15 protein-coding genes are annotated in these 14,247 nt (G+C 72.8%); 7 read left to right on the top strand and 8 right to left on the bottom strand.

Annotation, left to right across the window (positions count from 1 at the left end; translation table 11 throughout):
* Positions 1 to 184 precede the first annotated feature (184 nt).
* Together ASE25_RS06640 and ASE25_RS06635 are read left to right on the top strand one after the other, a co-directional pair.
* Complete coding sequence (locus tag ASE25_RS06640) at positions 185 to 2,035, top strand: zinc-dependent metalloprotease (protein ID WP_056824155.1); 1,851 nt, start codon at positions 185 to 187, stop codon at positions 2,033 to 2,035.
* 20 nt (positions 2,036 to 2,055) lie between these two features.
* Complete coding sequence (locus tag ASE25_RS06635) at positions 2,056 to 2,670, top strand: NUDIX hydrolase (RefSeq protein ID WP_056772563.1); 615 nt, start codon at positions 2,056 to 2,058, stop codon at positions 2,668 to 2,670.
* Between the two features lie 73 nt (positions 2,671 to 2,743).
* Here the strand turns inward: ASE25_RS06635 and ASE25_RS06630 are convergent, their stop codons facing one another.
* On the bottom strand, positions 2,744 to 3,295 hold the full coding sequence (locus ASE25_RS06630) for a M48 family metallopeptidase (protein WP_056772564.1): 552 nt from the start codon (positions 3,293 to 3,295) through the stop codon (positions 2,744 to 2,746).
* Positions 3,296 to 3,484: 189 nt separating this feature from the next.
* On the opposite strand from ASE25_RS06630, the gene ASE25_RS23160 reads away from it, so the two are divergent.
* The 3 genes from ASE25_RS23160 (at position 3,485) to ASE25_RS06620 (ending at position 6,375) form a co-directional block, all read left to right on the top strand.
* Positions 3,485 to 3,646, top strand: a complete 162-nt coding sequence (locus ASE25_RS23160; protein ID WP_020143053.1) for a DUF5679 domain-containing protein — start codon at positions 3,485 to 3,487, stop codon at positions 3,644 to 3,646.
* 250 nt (positions 3,647 to 3,896) lie between these two features.
* Positions 3,897 to 4,871: a hypothetical protein gene (locus tag ASE25_RS06625; RefSeq protein WP_056824152.1), complete on the top strand. Its 975-nt coding sequence runs from the start codon at positions 3,897 to 3,899 to the stop codon at positions 4,869 to 4,871.
* 172 nt (positions 4,872 to 5,043) lie between these two features.
* Positions 5,044 to 6,375 carry an AarF/ABC1/UbiB kinase family protein gene (locus tag ASE25_RS06620; protein WP_056770709.1) on the top strand — a complete coding sequence of 444 codons (1,332 nt, stop codon included), beginning with the start codon at positions 5,044 to 5,046 and terminating at the stop codon, positions 6,373 to 6,375.
* Positions 6,376 to 6,425: 50 nt separating this feature from the next.
* Here the strand turns inward: ASE25_RS06620 and ASE25_RS06615 are convergent, their stop codons facing one another.
* The 6 genes from ASE25_RS06615 to ppk2 form a co-directional block, all read right to left on the bottom strand.
* On the bottom strand, positions 6,426 to 6,656 hold the full coding sequence (locus ASE25_RS06615) for a hypothetical protein (protein WP_056824150.1): 231 nt from the start codon (positions 6,654 to 6,656) through the stop codon (positions 6,426 to 6,428).
* 215 nt (positions 6,657 to 6,871) lie between these two features.
* Positions 6,872 to 7,006: a hypothetical protein gene (locus ASE25_RS23625; protein ID WP_255358381.1), complete on the bottom strand. Its 135-nt coding sequence runs from the start codon at positions 7,004 to 7,006 to the stop codon at positions 6,872 to 6,874.
* A gap of 74 nt (positions 7,007 to 7,080) precedes the next feature.
* Positions 7,081 to 7,368 carry a WhiB family transcriptional regulator gene (locus tag ASE25_RS06610; RefSeq protein ID WP_020143058.1) on the bottom strand — a complete coding sequence of 96 codons (288 nt, stop codon included), beginning with the start codon at positions 7,366 to 7,368 and terminating at the stop codon, positions 7,081 to 7,083.
* Positions 7,369 to 7,657: 289 nt separating this feature from the next.
* On the bottom strand, positions 7,658 to 7,921 hold the full coding sequence (locus ASE25_RS06605; RefSeq protein ID WP_056824147.1) for a hypothetical protein: 264 nt from the start codon (positions 7,919 to 7,921) through the stop codon (positions 7,658 to 7,660).
* 155 nt (positions 7,922 to 8,076) lie between these two features.
* Positions 8,077 to 10,206, bottom strand: a complete 2,130-nt coding sequence (locus ASE25_RS06600; RefSeq protein WP_056824145.1) for an ATP-dependent DNA helicase UvrD2 — start codon at positions 10,204 to 10,206, stop codon at positions 8,077 to 8,079.
* Positions 10,203 to 11,042 (bottom strand): polyphosphate kinase 2, encoded by an 840-nt coding sequence (gene ppk2 / locus ASE25_RS06595; RefSeq protein WP_235508577.1) that lies wholly within the window; start codon positions 11,040 to 11,042, stop codon positions 10,203 to 10,205. The genes ASE25_RS06600 and ppk2 overlap by 4 nt, the downstream gene beginning before the upstream one ends.
* An 83-nt stretch (positions 11,043 to 11,125) precedes the next feature.
* Between ppk2 and ASE25_RS06590 the strand changes: the two genes are divergently transcribed.
* Positions 11,126 to 11,395, top strand: coding sequence for a mycoredoxin (locus ASE25_RS06590; protein ID WP_020143062.1), 270 nt, complete (start codon positions 11,126 to 11,128; stop codon positions 11,393 to 11,395).
* Positions 11,396 to 11,414: 19 nt separating this feature from the next.
* Here the strand turns inward: ASE25_RS06590 and nudC are convergent, their stop codons facing one another.
* Positions 11,415 to 12,392 carry an NAD(+) diphosphatase gene (gene nudC, locus ASE25_RS06585; protein WP_369793467.1) on the bottom strand — a complete coding sequence of 326 codons (978 nt, stop codon included), beginning with the start codon at positions 12,390 to 12,392 and terminating at the stop codon, positions 11,415 to 11,417.
* A gap of 118 nt (positions 12,393 to 12,510) precedes the next feature.
* Here nudC and ASE25_RS06580 point away from each other — a divergent pair, with 118 nt between their 5' ends.
* Positions 12,511 to 13,968 (top strand): phosphotransferase, encoded by a 1,458-nt coding sequence (locus tag ASE25_RS06580; RefSeq protein WP_056824135.1) that lies wholly within the window; start codon positions 12,511 to 12,513, stop codon positions 13,966 to 13,968.
* Positions 13,969 to 14,247 lie beyond the last annotated feature (279 nt).

Genomic DNA, 14,247 nt, shown 5'->3' with positions numbered 1-14,247 from the left:
GCCCGCAATCGTATGCCGCCGCGCGGGCCCTCGCGTTCCGCGCCCGCGCCCATGCCCGCGCCCATGCCCGCGCCCGTGCCCGCGCCCATGCCCGGGGTGGGGAACCAACGAGGTCGATCCGTGGTTGTCTTGGTGTACGGCCAGACGGCCGGCACGAGATCCGTTCGAGTGGGGATGAGCAGGCATGGCCGACGACCGTGGACGCGGTGACGACAACCACAGCGACAAGGACGACGTGTCCGGCGAGGAGCAGGACGACGCGGGCCAGCCGGGCGACGCCGGCCAGGCCGACGCGGGCCAGCCGGGCGACGCCGGCGACCAGGTCGGCCAGCCCGATGCGGGCCGGGCGCCCGGCGAGTCCCCCTTCGGCCTGCCGCTGAACCGGCCTGGCGGCGGCTCACCCGGCTCGGGAGCCGGCCCGGCCGGCTTCGGCAGCGGCTTCGGGGGCGGCTTCGGCGGCGGCTTCGGCGGCGGCTTCGGTGAGGGCTTCCCCGGCCTGCCGGACCTCGGCGGGATGGACCCGTCCGACCTCGGGGCCATGCTCGAGAAGGTGCTCGGCGAGGCTGCCGACAACCCCGAGCTCGCCGAGGCGATGAAGAGCATGGGCGTCGACCCCCGCGACCCGGCCACCCAAGCCGCGATGCGTGCCCAGCTCGGCACCTTCATGGCTGCGCAGGACTCCCCGACCGGCTCGCGTGACCTGGCCACCGAGGTCGCCCGCCGACACGTGATGGCGGCGCAGGGCAACGACGTGCACGACGAGGCCGCCGCACGCGCGGTCGCCGATGCGGTCGCCGTGGCGACCCTGTGGCTCGACGAGCAGACGACGCTGGCCTCCCCCGCCTGGCGCGCGACCGGCCTGAGCCGCGCCGAGTGGGTCGAGGCGACGATGCCGCGCTGGTTCGAGCTCATCGAGCCGGTCTCCGACGGCGTCACCGCCGCGACGTCCGACGCGATGCGCAAGCAGGTCGGAGATCTCGGCCCGGAGGCCTTCGGCGAGGCCCTGCCCGAGGGGCTGCCGGAGGGCTTCGACCCGCGGCAGATGGTCGAGCAGTGGGCGCCGATGCTCGGCAACCTCAGCCGCCAGATGTTCTCGGCCCAGCTCGGCCAGGCCGTCGGCACGCTCGCCACCGAGGTCGTGACCGGCACCGAGGTCGGCCTCCCCCTCACCGAGCCGGGCGTCGTCGCCCTGCTTCCCGGCAACGTCGCCGAGCTCGCCGAGTCGCTCGAGATCGACATCGCGCAGGTGCGCCTCTACCTCGCGGTCCGCGAGGCGGCCCGCGTCCGCCTCTTCTCCGAGGTGCCATGGCTCGGGCCACAGCTGCTCTCGGCCGTCTCCGACTACGCCCGCAACATCACGATCGACACCGACGCCATCGAGTCGGCCCTGTCGACCATCGACCCCTCGGACCCCGAGGCGCTGCGCACGGCCCTGCAGGGCAACCTCTTCCGGCCGCAGCCGACCCCTGCACAGCGCGCCGCCCTCGACCGGCTCGAGACGCTCCTCGCCCTGGCCGAGGGCTGGGTCGACCACGTGACCGACCGCACGACGGCCCGGCACCTGCCGCTGTCGGCGGCGCTGGCCGAGACGATCCGCCGGCGTCGGGTGGGCGGAGCGGCCCAGAAGACGTTCGCCGGGCTCGTCGGGCTCGAGCTGCGCCCGCGCCGGCTGCGCGACGCCGCGAACCTCTGGGCCGCGCTCGAGAGCGCCGGCGGGGCGACCCTCCGCGACGGCCGCTGGGCCCACCCCGACCTCGCCCCCACGTCGGCCGACCTCGACGACCCGATCGGCTACGTCGAGCGGGCGACCGGCACCTCCTCGACGAGCGCGCTGCCCGAGGGCGGCGACAACCTGGGCGCGGACCTCGACTCCGTGCTCCAGGGCATCCTCGAGGAGGCCGACCGCGAGCGCGGCACCGACAGCGGCACCGACAGAGGCACCGACACAGGCACCGACACGGGCACGGCCACCGGCGACGACGGCGACACCAGTGGCGACACCGGTGGCGACACCGGCGCCGGCCCTCAGCGGTGACGGGGGCGCACCGCCCGCCGGTGCCGCGGGACCCGCGCGGGTCCCGCGAGCCCCTCGAGCCCCTCGAGGGGCCGAACGCGGCCGCCTGGCGCCGCCTGCACGACGACGCCGTCGCACGGCTGGAGTCGTGGGCTGCGCCGGACGAGCGGCAGGAGCGCCTTCGCAGGGAGTTCCTCGACCACCTCCACGCCCATCCGGACGCGATGAGCAAGGCCGGACCGCCGGCACACCTCACGGGCAGCGTCATCGTGCTCGACGACGACGGCGACGCCGCGCTGCTGACCCTGCACCGCCGGGCGCGGGCGTGGTTCCAGTTCGGCGGACACTTCGAGCCCGGGGACGCGTCGGTGTGGCACGCGGCCACTCGTGAGGCGCGTGAGGAGTCGGGCATTGCGGACATCACGGCCTTTCCGGAGATCGCGCAGCTCGATCGACATCTTCTTTCCGGAGATTTCGGCACGTGCCGTGAGCACCTCGACATCCGCTTCGCGGCGCGCACCCCGAAGTCGGCCGAGTCGGCTGTCAGCACCGAGTCGATCGACGTCCGGTGGTGGCCGGTGGACGCCCTCCCCGAGGGGACACGAGAGGACCTGCGCCCCCTCGTGGATGCCGGCCTGAGACTGCACCAACGCTGACCGACGGGCCGGCGCGCGCGGGGCGTCACGGCATACGTGGCCGTATGCCGTCAGGCGGAGCGCGTCGTCGCGTTCACTCGTCGCTGAGGTCGAGCCCGGCGGCGGCCGAGACGCCCTGGAGGTAGCCGCGGGCACGCTCGAGACGCGGGTAGCCCTGCAGCAGGGCCCAGAACTCCGCGCCGTGCCCCGGCTGCAGCAGGTGGGCCAGCTCGTGGAGCAGGACGTAGTCGACGACCCAGCTCGGCATGCCACGGAGCTTGTCGGACAAGCGAATCGAGCCCTCGGCCGGGGTGCACGAACCCCAGCGGGAGTTCTGGTTGGAGACCCAGCGAACGCTCGCGGGAACGGCGCGCCCGCCGAGGTGCTCGCGCGACAGGGCGAGCGCGCGCTGCTCGAGGTCGCCGTCACTGCGCTGGCGGCGCTGCTCGGACGCGGCGACCCGAGCGACCATGGTGCGCACCCACTCCCCCTCCTCGGCGCGGCTCATCCGCGCCGGGACGAGGACGACGAGGCGCCCCTCCTGGCGATAGGCCGACACGGTGCGGCGACGCTTGGCGCTGCGGCGGACCTCGACGGTCACCCCGTCGACCACCGTGTGCACCACCTCACGTCGCACCGTCGCCATGAGGGCAGGGTAGGCCAGCGTGGGGACAACGCCCCGGAGCACGGGCCCGACACGGCCGCGCTCGCGCGTCATACCTCATCGCGGACGGGCGCGCCAAGCGGGGATGAGCATGATTTCGTGCTCAGCGTGCTCTAGGGTTGAACGAGTCGAGGCACCCGTCGGATGGGTGCCATCTACAAGGAGACATCAATGGCTGACGAGACCTACAAGGGCGAGTTCTACTGCGTGAAGTGCAAGGAGAAGCGCGAGGCCGAGGGCAAGGTTGTCGTTTCTGACAACGGTCGCCGCATGGCCAAGGGACAGTGCCCCGTCTGTGGCACGAACCTGAACCGCATTCTGGGCAAGGCCTGACCAGGTCGCGGCGGCGTCGCTGACGCTGCAGATCGAGGGGGCGGGACCACACGGTCCCGCCCCCTCGCGCGTACCCGCCTCGAGCCGGCCCGCAGGCCGACTCAGGCCCCGCCGACGCCCGACCGGAGGCGTCAGGTCCTCGACCCGCCGTCAGGGGCTGTGGACGACGAGCACCGCCGCACCCGGGCGGCTGCGAGCCTGACGACCGAGGGTGGCGCACGCTGGTGGCGCCACCGGGTCTGGAGGTCCGATGTCCGCTGCTGCCGTCCCACCCCACCCCCGCGTGCCCGTCTGGCTGCGTCCGCTGACGAGACGACGCGGCGAGGTCCAGTTCGGCGTGCTCCCGGGCGGTCCTGTCGTCACGGGGGTCAGCGACACCGAGGCCGCCCTGCTCGCCCGTCTCGACGGCGCCCTCCCCCTCGTCTCGACCGAGCGCGTGGCGGCCGACGCTGGCATCGCTCCAGCACGATGGCGTGCCCTGCTCGAGCTCGTCGCCGAGCTCGGCGTGCTCACCGACCGGCACCCGGCGGGGGTGTCGTCGTCCGGCTCCGCTGCCGCTGCACGCGCCAGCGCCTCCGGGCGGGTCGTCGTCGATGGCTGTGGCCACGTCGCCACCGACATCGCCGCGGCGCTGGCGCACGCCGGCACGCTCGTCGTGCACGGCCGGACCGCGGTCGACAGAGCGGTCGCCGCGCCGCTGCGCCCACGGCCCGACCTCGTCGTCCTCGTGGGGTCACCCGTCGTCGACCCTCGTCGTGGCGACCTCTGGCTGCGTCATGGCGTCCCGCACCTGCCCGTGGCCCCGGCCGGGCCCCGTACGGTGATCGGTCCGCTCGTCGACGGCTCCCCCGGCGCGCCGTGCCTCTGGTGCCTCGACCGGCACCGGGCCGACCGCGACGACGCGTGGCCGACACTGATGAGCCAGGCGACGCCGACACGGGCCCTCGCGCCGGCCGGGTCGCCCGAGGGCGAGCACGACGGCCTCGCTCCGGGCCTGTCCCATCTCGTCGTCGGCAGCGTGACCCTCCTCGTGAACGGGGTCCTCGAGGGCCACCCTCCCCCGCCCGGGGTCTCGGTCGAGGTGAGCCCACCGTGGCCACGGATGGACCACCGACGCTGGCCGACGCACCCGCTCTGCCCGGCGCACCCTGCCTCAGGCGGCACGAGCGGCCCCGGCGGCGCGTGGACTGGCACCGGGGATGCGTCGCTCCGCCGCGGGGCGTGACCGACGCAGGGCCAAGGCTGGACAGATGGTCGGGCGCACCAGCCCGGGCGGGTGCACATAGAGTCGAGGGTGGGCTCGACCCGCCGCCGCGCGATGTTGTCTCGTTCACCGGCGCCGGACCGACCACACTCGCGCCCGCACGAGACCGTCGACCCGCCCGAGGAGGTGCGCCGTGACCGACCTGCCACGCAAGGCCGTCGTACGCTCGGCCAAGCTCGCCTCGGTGCCGCTTGGCTTCGCCGGTCGGACCGCACTCGGCCTCGGCAAACGGCTCGGTGGTCGCCCGGCGGAGATCGTGGCCGCGGAGCTGCAGGCCCGCACGGCGCAGCAGCTCTTCCAGGTCCTCGGCGAGCTCAAGGGCGGCGCCATGAAGTTCGGGCAGGCGCTCTCGATCTTCGAGGCAGCGCTGCCCGAGGACCTCGCCGTGCACTACCGGACCATGCTGACCAAGCTGCAGGACAGCGCCCCGCCGATGCCGACCACCTCCGTGCACGGCGTGCTCCGCGCCCAGATGGGCACACGGTGGCGCAGCAGGTTCGAGTCCTTCGACGACCACCCCGTGGCCTCCGCCTCGATCGGGCAGGTGCACCGGGCCGTCTGGAAGGACGGTCGCGACGTCGCGGTGAAGATCCAGTACCCCGGCGCCGGCGCCGCGCTGATGAGCGACATCCGGCAGATCAGCCGGGTCGCCAAGGTCGCGGCGAGCTGGGTGCCCGGCATCGAGCTCGGCCCGATCCTCGACGAGCTGCGCGACCGGATGGCCGAGGAGCTCGACTACCGCCTCGAGGCCGAGTCCCAGGCGACCTTCGCTGCCGCCTTCGACGGCGACCCCGACTTCGCCGTGCCGCACGTCGTCGACGGCCGCGAGCACGTCATCGTCTCGGAGTGGCTCGACGGGCTCCCCCTCTCGCGGATCATCGCCGAGGGCACCCAGGAGCAGCGCGACACCGCCTCGCAGCTGTACCTGCGCTTCCTGCTCGCGGGGCCTGCCAGAGCCGGGCTGCTGCACGCCGACCCGCACCCCGGCAACTTCCGCATGACGCCCGACGGGCGCCTGGGCGTCATCGACTTCGGGGCCGTGAACCGGCTCCCGAACGGCATGCCGCCCGAGATCGGGCCGCTGCTCACCACCGGCCTCGAGGGCAGCGCCGAGGACGTGCTCGAGGGTCTGCGCGGGATCGGCTTCGTCAAGGACAACATCGACCTCGACCCTCAGCGGCTCCTCGACTACCTCGAGCCCTTCATGGCGCCGTTCCGCACCGACACGTTCACCTTCAGCCGGGACTGGCTCCGGGGCGTCTTCGCGCACATCAACGACCCGCGCCAGCCCAACTACGCCGTCGCCTACAAGCTCAACCTGCCGCCGGAGTACCTCCTCATCCACCGGGTGTGGGGTGGCGGGATCGGCGTGCTCAGCCAGCTGGGCGGCACCGTCCACGGGCGCGCCATCGTCGACGAGCTGCTCCCCGGGGCGGACCTACCGCCCGTGGTCGACGCCGACTGACGGACGCCATTGACGGATGATCGCCCGGAGCGCTCACACGGCCTTGCTCGTCACCACCAGACGGGGTCGAGCTTGCTCTCGATCGAGCGGAGGTTCTCGCGGCTGCATCGCTCGCACGTCCAGGTCGTGCGCCCGGCGTCGGCGCCTCGGCTCCACGTGAGCCGGGCTGCGGACCGGTCCTCGGTCCGCGGGGTCGTGCCGCACCCGGAGCAGACGAGGGACTCGTCACTGGCTGCGGCGTCGGTAGCTGGTTCGCTCGCCGCTTCGGTAGAGGTGTTCACGGGGTTCTCCCTTCTCCTTCTTCGAGTATCCGCCGACGTGGGGGTGGTTCGTGGCGCCACGCGGGATCTCGGCCCGGGCAAGGAGGGAGCTGGGCAGGGGGTTCAGGAGCTGGGCGAACGGCCCCGGACGTGCGGAACCGCGGGTGACGTGCGCGTCACCCGCGGCTCGCTCACTCGATTCAGTTGTCCTGCAACGCGCCTCGTGGCGCGGTCGTTCACTTCTGGCTGTGGCGTCGACTGTCCCGGATCTCCTGGGCGATCAGCCGGGCGCTGCGACGGATGCCGCTGCGTTCCTGGCGCTGACTGCGCTGGTTGATCCGGTCGCGAGCCAGCATCTCGAGCTGGTTCATGACGATCTCCTGGTCTGTGAAGAAAAGTGCTGGTGGTGGCCGTGGGCGTCTGGGTCATGCGTGGTCACGCAGGCTCAGGCAGCCACGGGGTGCTTGCGCGGACGGCCGCGGGGCCGCTTGCGAGCCACGATGGCGCCCTGGACGAGCAGCTGCCCGCCCCAGACTCCCCACGGCTCCTGGCGCTCGAGGGCGCCGGCGAGGCACTGGACCCGCGCCGGGCAGAGCCCGCAGAGCGTCTTGGCGAACTCGACGTCCTCGGGTCGCTCGGCGAACCAGAGCTCCGCGTCGTAGTCGCGGCACGGAATGGTCTCGCCGACCTGCTCCGCCTCGGTTCTCATGTCGATCAGTTCGCTCAGCTGCATCGTTCTCACCTCCGTCTCCTGGGCGCCCGTGGTGGGGTGCCCCTGCTCACTCGTGTCTGGCTTGGTCCGCAGGCCTGCACCGGTGGTGCGGGTCTCGGTCCTGCTGCTCGGCATCCGGGGAGTCATCTGTGTCCCTGATCTGTCAGGCACCCGGTCGGGTGCTCATCTGTCGGTGTCGGTTGGTGCGGTGTGGGAGCGGCATTCGGCCGGGGAACTCCCCCGGGTAACACGAAGGCCGCGGACCCGGTGATGTCGGGTTCGCGGCCTGGAGGTGAGGCTTCGGGTCTTGTCAGACCGGTGGCCTCCCAGAACGGGAGCGAACGACATCGAGGGTCTTGTAGGCGGGGGCGGACGTGAGGCCGGTGACCGAGACGTCTCCCTGGATCGGGGCGCGGAAGTCGGCGACACGGCCGCCCATGACGGCGGCGATGGACACAGTGGTCCCCTGCTCCGGAGCGCGCGTGGCCGCCAGGCGGACATCGCCGGTGGTCGGCCGCAGACGCACGGAAAGGACGCAGGAGACTGCGCTCATCGTCATCGTGGTGTTGTCCATCAGGCCGACCTCCTCACTTCTGCTCACGGGCCCCAGCTGGCCACCGAGACCACTGGGCTTGACTTCGTCAAGGGTACGCGTGCGCCTCGCGGGCGAACAACTGATTTAACGAAGTTTTCCGAACTTATTTTGGGCCAATGCGTCTAACCCGCGGATTACTTTGCCGCAGAACGGCTTTCGAAGATTTCTTGCGGGTCGGCACCGGCCAGGATGGCAAGGACGTCGCTGCCGTACTGCTCGAGCTTGCGCGCACCGACGCCGCTGATGACCGACAGACGACCCTCGTCGGAGGGCGCGTCCTCGGCGATCGCGGTGAGCGTCGCGTCGGTGAAGACGACGAATGCCGGCACGCTCGCCTCGCGCGCGACGGCAAGGCGCCACGTGCGCAGCCGCTCGAACGTCGCCTCGTCGTAGGTGGGCGGACAGTCGTCGCAGCGGCCGGTCTTGCGCTGCGCCGCGGAGACGAGCTCGGCGCCACAGCCGCGGCAGTGCGCGAGGGGTGCCACCTTCGGCGCGGACCGCTTGGAGCCGCCCGACCTCGCCTCGCTGCGGGCGCCCTGGCCGAGGATGTCGGCCGCCGGCGCGAGGAACCTCGAGACGCGGCGGGTGGCCCGGGCTCCCGGCGTGCGGGCGCCGGACCACGACAGGAAGAGCTGTTTGCGGGCGCGCGTGAGCCCGACGTAGAGCAGGCGTCGCTCCTCCTCGACGGCGTCGGGACCCTCGGCCATCGAGATGGGCATGAGGCCGTCGGAGGCGCCGACGAGGAAGACGGTGTCCCACTCCAAGCCCTTGGCGGCGTGCAGGCTGGCGAGCGTCACGCCCTGCACGGCCGGCGCGTGCTGCTCGGCCGCCCGCCGCTCGAGCTCGGCGACGAGCTCGGGCAGCCGGGCGTCGGGGGCCGCTGCCGCGATGTCGTCGGCGAGCGTCGCGAGCGCGGTCAGCGACTCCCACCGCTCTCGGGTGGCCCCGCTGCCCGACGGGGGCTGATGCGACCAGCCCGCGCCGGTGATGACGTCGCGGGTGATCTCGCCGAGCGGCTTCTCGCCGTCGTCGCTGCGGGCGGCGCCGCGCAGCAGCAGGACCGCATCGCGCACCTCCTTGCGGGCGAAGAAGCGGTCGCCACCCCGCACGAGGTAGGCCACCCCGGCGTCGGTGAGAGCCGACTCGAAGGCCTCGGACTGGGCGTTGGTGCGGAAGAGGATGGCGATCTCGGCCGCCTGGTGCCCGCCGGCGACGAGCGTGCGGATGCGGTCGGCGACCGCGGCAGCCTCGGCCGGGTCGTCGGGATAGCTCGTCAGCTCGGGCGTGGGACCCGGCTCGGACTGCGCGAGGAGGCGCACCGACCCGTCGCGCGCCGCCTGGGTGCCGGACGCGACGATGGTGTTGGCGAGCCCGACGATCTGGGGTGTGGAGCGGTAGTTGCGCACGAGACGCACGACCTGCGCCCCCGGGAAGCGCTGGGAGAAGCCGACGAGGTGTCGCGGGCTGGCCCCGGTGAAGGAGTAGATCGTCTGGGCCGGGTCGCCGACGACGCAGAGGTCCTTGCGCTCCCCCAGCCACTGGTCGAGGAGCCGCTGCTGGAGGTCGTTGACGTCCTGGTACTCGTCGACGACGAACTGGCGGTACTGGCCGCGGACGGTGCGGGCGATGTCCTCGCGTTCGTCGAGGATGCCGACGGTGAGGAGCAGGACGTCCTCGAAGTCGATGACGCCGCGACGCTGCTTGACGTCCTCGTACGCCTCGAAGAGCCGTGCCATGGCGGTGAGGTCGAGGCCCGGGGGCTCGCGTCGCTGCTCTCGGGCGCGGGCGGCATACGACTGCGGCGTAAGGAGGTTGACCTTGGCCCACTCGATCTCGGCTGCGAGGTCGCGGACGGTCGTGCGGTCGAACTGCATGCGCAGCCGGCTCGCCGCCTCGGCGACGGCCGCCGCCTTGTGGCTCATCACCTCGGGGGCGGCGCCGCCGATGGCCTGCGGCCAGAAGAAGTGCAGCTGCCGGAGCGCGGCGGCGTGGAAGGTGCGGGCCTGGACGCCCTGCACCCCGAGCCCACGCAGGCGCGTGCGCATCTCACCGGCGGCGCGGGCCGTGAAGGTCAGCGCGAGCACCCGCTGCGGCTGCTGCGCACCCGAGTGGACGGCATACGCGATGCGGTGGGTGATGGCGCGCGTCTTGCCCGTGCCGGCCCCCGCGAGGATGCACAGGGGGCCCGGCGGGGCCATCGCGACCTCGCGCTGCTCCGGGTCGAGCCCGGCGAGGATCTCGTCGGCGGACGGTACTGCGCTCAGGAGCGATCACCCTTCGAGGCGGCCAGCACGCTCGCGGCGTGGTCCGGCACGTAGTTCTGCTCGTGCTGGGGCGGGCGCTCGTAGCCGCGCGGAGCCGGGCGCTTGGGGACGGGCGGCACGACGGGCGCCACCGCGGCGTGCGGGATGGAGCTGAGCAGGTGGTGCATGACGTTGACCCGCGAGCGCCGCTTGTCCTCGGACTCGACGACGTGCCACGGCGCCCAGTCGGTGCTCGTCGCGGCCATCATGATGTCCTTGGCCTCGGAGTAGTCCTCCCAGCGGGTGATGGACTCGAGGTCCATCGGCGAGAGCTTCCACTGGCGCATGGGGTCCTTGGCGCGGCTGCGGAACCGGCGCTCCTGCTCGACGTCGGAGACGCTGAACCAGTACTTGCGCACGATGACACCGTCATCGACGAGCATCTGCTCGAAGAGCGGGGCCTGCTCGAGGAACCGGGCGTACTGCTCGTCGGTGCAGAACCCCATGACCCGCTCGACGCCGGCGCGGTTGTACCAGGACCGGTCGAAGAGCACGATCTCTCCGGCCGCGGGCAGGTGGGCGATGTAGCGCTGGAAGTACCACTGCGTCTTCTCGCGGTCGGTCGGCGCCGGGAGGGCCGCGATCCGGGCGACGCGAGGGCTGAGGTACTCGGTGATCCGCTTGATCGCCGATCCCTTGCCGGCGGCATCGCGCCCCTCGAAGACGACGACGACCCGCTGACCCGTCGAACGCACCCACTCCTGGAACGCGACGAGCTCGGCCTGCAGCCGACGGACCTCGGTCTCGTAGACGTCGAGGTCCATCCTGGGGGATCGTTTTGCGCCGCGCTTGGCCATGGGGTCATCCTTGCACCGAGGGACGACGCCCGTGGGGGCCGTCCCCACCACCACGCACGACGTCGCGACACGAGTAGGAACCGATGCCCCAGTCCACGCAGGTCACGCCCGACGAGGGCTCGATCACGATGTTCACGACCACGTGGTGCGGCTACTGCACACGCCTCAAGGGCCAGCTGACCCGCGAGGGCGTGCCGTTCACCGAGATCGACCTCGAGGCCAATCCCGAGCACGTCGACTTCGTCGAGCACGTCAACGGCGGCAACCGCACGGTCCCGACCGTCGTCTTCCCCGACGGCTCGGCCGCGACGAACCCCTCGCTCGCCGAGGTCCGTTCGCGCCTCGCGGGCTGACGGGCCGCGCCGACTAGGCTCAGAAGCTCGTCCCCGTGCCCGGCTCGACGACGGACTCGACCGTCTGGCCGAGCCAGTGCTCGATGATCCGCTTGGCGATCGAGATGCCGCTCGGCGTGCGGATCGAGCCGTCGCGGAGCAGGTCGCGGTACTCCTCACGGCTCACCCAGCGCGCCTCGGCCATCTCGACGGGGTCGATCGTCAGCTCGGTCTCGCGCGTCGTCGCCTGGAAACCGATCATCACCGACGAGGGGAACGGCCACGGCTGGTTGCCGAGGTAGCGCGCCGCCTCGACGGAGATGCCGACCTCCTCGGCGACCTCGCGGGCGACCGCGGACTCGAACGACTCCCCCGGCTCGACGAAGCCGGCGAGCACGGAAAAACGACCCTCGGGCCAGTGCGCCCCCCGGCCCAGCAGCAGCCGGTCGTCGGGGTCGACGACCGACATGATGACCGCCGGGTCGGTGCGCGGGTAGTGCTCGCTGCCCTCGCGCTCGCAGCGCCGCACCCAGCCACCCTGTCGGGGATGGGTCGGGGCGCCACAGCGAGGGCAGAAGCGGTGCGTCGCGTGCCAGTGGGCCAGTGCCAGCGCGGTCGTGAAGACGCCTGCGTCGCGGGGTGCGAGCGCCTCGCCCGCCTGCCGCAGCGTGAGCCAGCCTTCCGGCGGCCGGTCCTCGTCGGCCGCGCTTCCGTCGTCCGTCGAGACGACGCCCACGTATGCCGTACCGTCGCCGTCGCGGCCGAGGTGCAGTCCGAGCCGGGCGTGGTCCTCGGGCTCGGGGGCGCGCAGGACGAGCGCCAGCCCGTCGTCACCGGCCACCTGTGCGCCGTCTGGGGCCGACACCTGCATGCGGTCACCCCGGACCTCGGCGACGCGGGTCCGCGGGTCGTCGAGCAGCTCGGTGAGGACCTCGGGCCGCCGACGCTCGAGCGCCACCCGGTCCAGTGAGCTGCGCGAGAGCGCGAGGTCGGCCAGGGTCTCGTCGGTCACTGCCACGCGACCCACCCTAGGGCGGCGAGCCGGCACCGGCGCACCGGTGTCGAGCCTGCACCGAACCGACCGGCGCGGGCGTCGCCTCCCACGCTCGGCGCGCTGCTCGACCTACGGTGGACACGTGACGCGCAGCCCGCTCTTCCTCGCCGCCCTGGCGAGCTCGGCCGTGCCGGGCCTCGACCCGGTGACGGTGGAGGGTGTCCCGGGCCGTCCCGGCGACCTCTTCGAGATCGCCTACGTCCAGGACAGCCAGGACCGCCGCTGGGTCGTCAAGGCGCCGTGCACGTCGGCGGCCGGCGCGATGCTCGACGACATCTCCGCCCTGTCCGGCCTGCTCGGGCGCCGGCTCGACGTGGCCATGCCCATGGTCCGCGGCCTCGCCCAGGTGCCGGAGGGCCGAGCGGCCGTCTACCTGCGCGTCCCCGGTCGACCCCTCGACTTCGCGGGGCTCCGTCCGGGCCCGTTGACGGCCGAGGTGGGTCGCACCCTCGCGCACATCCACAATGTCGAGCACCTGCTCTACGAGGAGGCCGGGCGACCCTCGTACGACGCCGAGGCGTACCGCCGCCGCCAGCTCTCCGAGCTCGACCGGGCCGCCGCGACGGGGCACGTGCCCACCGGGCTCCTCACGCGCTGGGAGCACGCACTCGAGGACGTCTCGCTGTGGCGCTTCGCCCCGACCACGGTCCACGGCACCTTCACCGGCGAGAACGTCCTCGCGTCGTTCGACGACGATGACGACTCGTCGAGCGGTCACGTGCGTGGCGTCCTGGCCTGGGAGGCAAGCCGCGTCGGCGACCCGGCGGACGACTTCGCCGAGCTCGCCAGCCTGGCGCCGGCCGAGACGCTCGATGCCGTGCTCGAGGCCTACGCCGAGTCGCGCATCGAGCGACCTGACGTGCACCTCGTGCGCCGCGCCCGGCTCGCGGCCGAGATGGCGCCGCTGCGGACCCTGCTCCACGCCCTCGCGTCGGGCCAGCTCGACGTCGTCGAGCGCACCGCCGACGAGCTGCGCGCCCTCGACGGCCGGGTCGAGGACGACGACCGTCGTCACGCGCAGGATGACGCCGAGCGCAGCGAGCGCACCCGACAGTCGCGAGAGCGTGCCGCAGCGGTCCTCGACCCCGACGACCCCGCGCGGCCCGAGCCCGAGTGGGACGCGACCCAGCCGCACGTGCCCTTCCCGATGCTCGGCGAGACCCAGGCGATCTCGATGACCTCGCTGCTCGACGAGCCGCAGGTCCCCGATGACTGGACCGCCGGGGACGCCGAGCCGCCCACGACGTCGCCGGAGACGGCCGATGCCGCACCGGGTGACGCCGTCGCCGCCGACGACGTGCCAGCGGTCCCCGGAGGCACGGCCGGGCCGGACCGGTCACCGTGGCACGCCGAGGCCGTGGAGGAGTCCCAGCCCGTGCCGCTCACGGCCGCGGACGCCGACGCCTCCACCTTCGAGATCGACGAGGTCGAGGCCCTGCCCGAGGACGCCGACGGCGTGCTCGACCTCCACGAGGGCGCCTCCGACTTCGTGCCGGTCGAGCACCGTCCCGAGCACCCCGCCCACGACGCGCGCAGCTAACGGGCCCAAGCCGCGTCGTCGAGTGGCCCCGAGACCCCACCAGTCACTCCCGTCGAGTGGCCCCGGAACCCCACCGGTCCCACACCGACGGACCGGATCGGTGTGACGACGGGGCCACTCGAGTGGGACGGGGCGCTCACTCGAGTGGGACGGGGCGCTCACTCGAGGGGGCTAGGGCGTGTCTCCTGAATGTGGGCACGGTCGGCTGTGATGGTTGATGCATGTCGCGTTCTGCCGTGCTGACCGATGCTCAGTGGGAGCTGATCGAACCGTTGATGC

Source organism: Terrabacter sp. Root85, assembly GCF_001429185.1.
Taxonomy (GTDB): domain Bacteria; phylum Actinomycetota; class Actinomycetes; order Actinomycetales; family Dermatophilaceae; genus Terrabacter.
This window is presented reverse-complemented; position numbering and strand designations above follow the sequence as displayed.

Coding starts and splice junctions, on each gene's coding strand:
- ppk2 (WP_235508577.1), bottom strand. CDS start 11,042: ATGGCCAAGCGCGGCGCAAAACGATCCCCCAGGATGGACCTCGACGTC.
- ASE25_RS23625 (WP_255358381.1), bottom strand. CDS start 7,006: ATGAACCAGCTCGAGATGCTGGCTCGCGACCGGATCAACCAGCGCAGT.
- ASE25_RS06610 (WP_020143058.1), bottom strand. CDS start 7,368: ATGCAGCTGAGCGAACTGATCGACATGAGAACCGAGGCGGAGCAGGTC.
- ASE25_RS06590 (WP_020143062.1), top strand. CDS start 11,126: ATGCCCCAGTCCACGCAGGTCACGCCCGACGAGGGCTCGATCACGATG.
- ASE25_RS06630 (WP_056772564.1), bottom strand. CDS start 3,295: ATGGCGACGGTGCGACGTGAGGTGGTGCACACGGTGGTCGACGGGGTG.
- ASE25_RS06605 (WP_056824147.1), bottom strand. CDS start 7,921: ATGGACAACACCACGATGACGATGAGCGCAGTCTCCTGCGTCCTTTCC.
- ASE25_RS23160 (WP_020143053.1), top strand. CDS start 3,485: ATGGCTGACGAGACCTACAAGGGCGAGTTCTACTGCGTGAAGTGCAAG.
- ASE25_RS06625 (WP_056824152.1), top strand. CDS start 3,897: ATGTCCGCTGCTGCCGTCCCACCCCACCCCCGCGTGCCCGTCTGGCTG.
- ASE25_RS06640 (WP_056824155.1), top strand. CDS start 185: ATGGCCGACGACCGTGGACGCGGTGACGACAACCACAGCGACAAGGAC.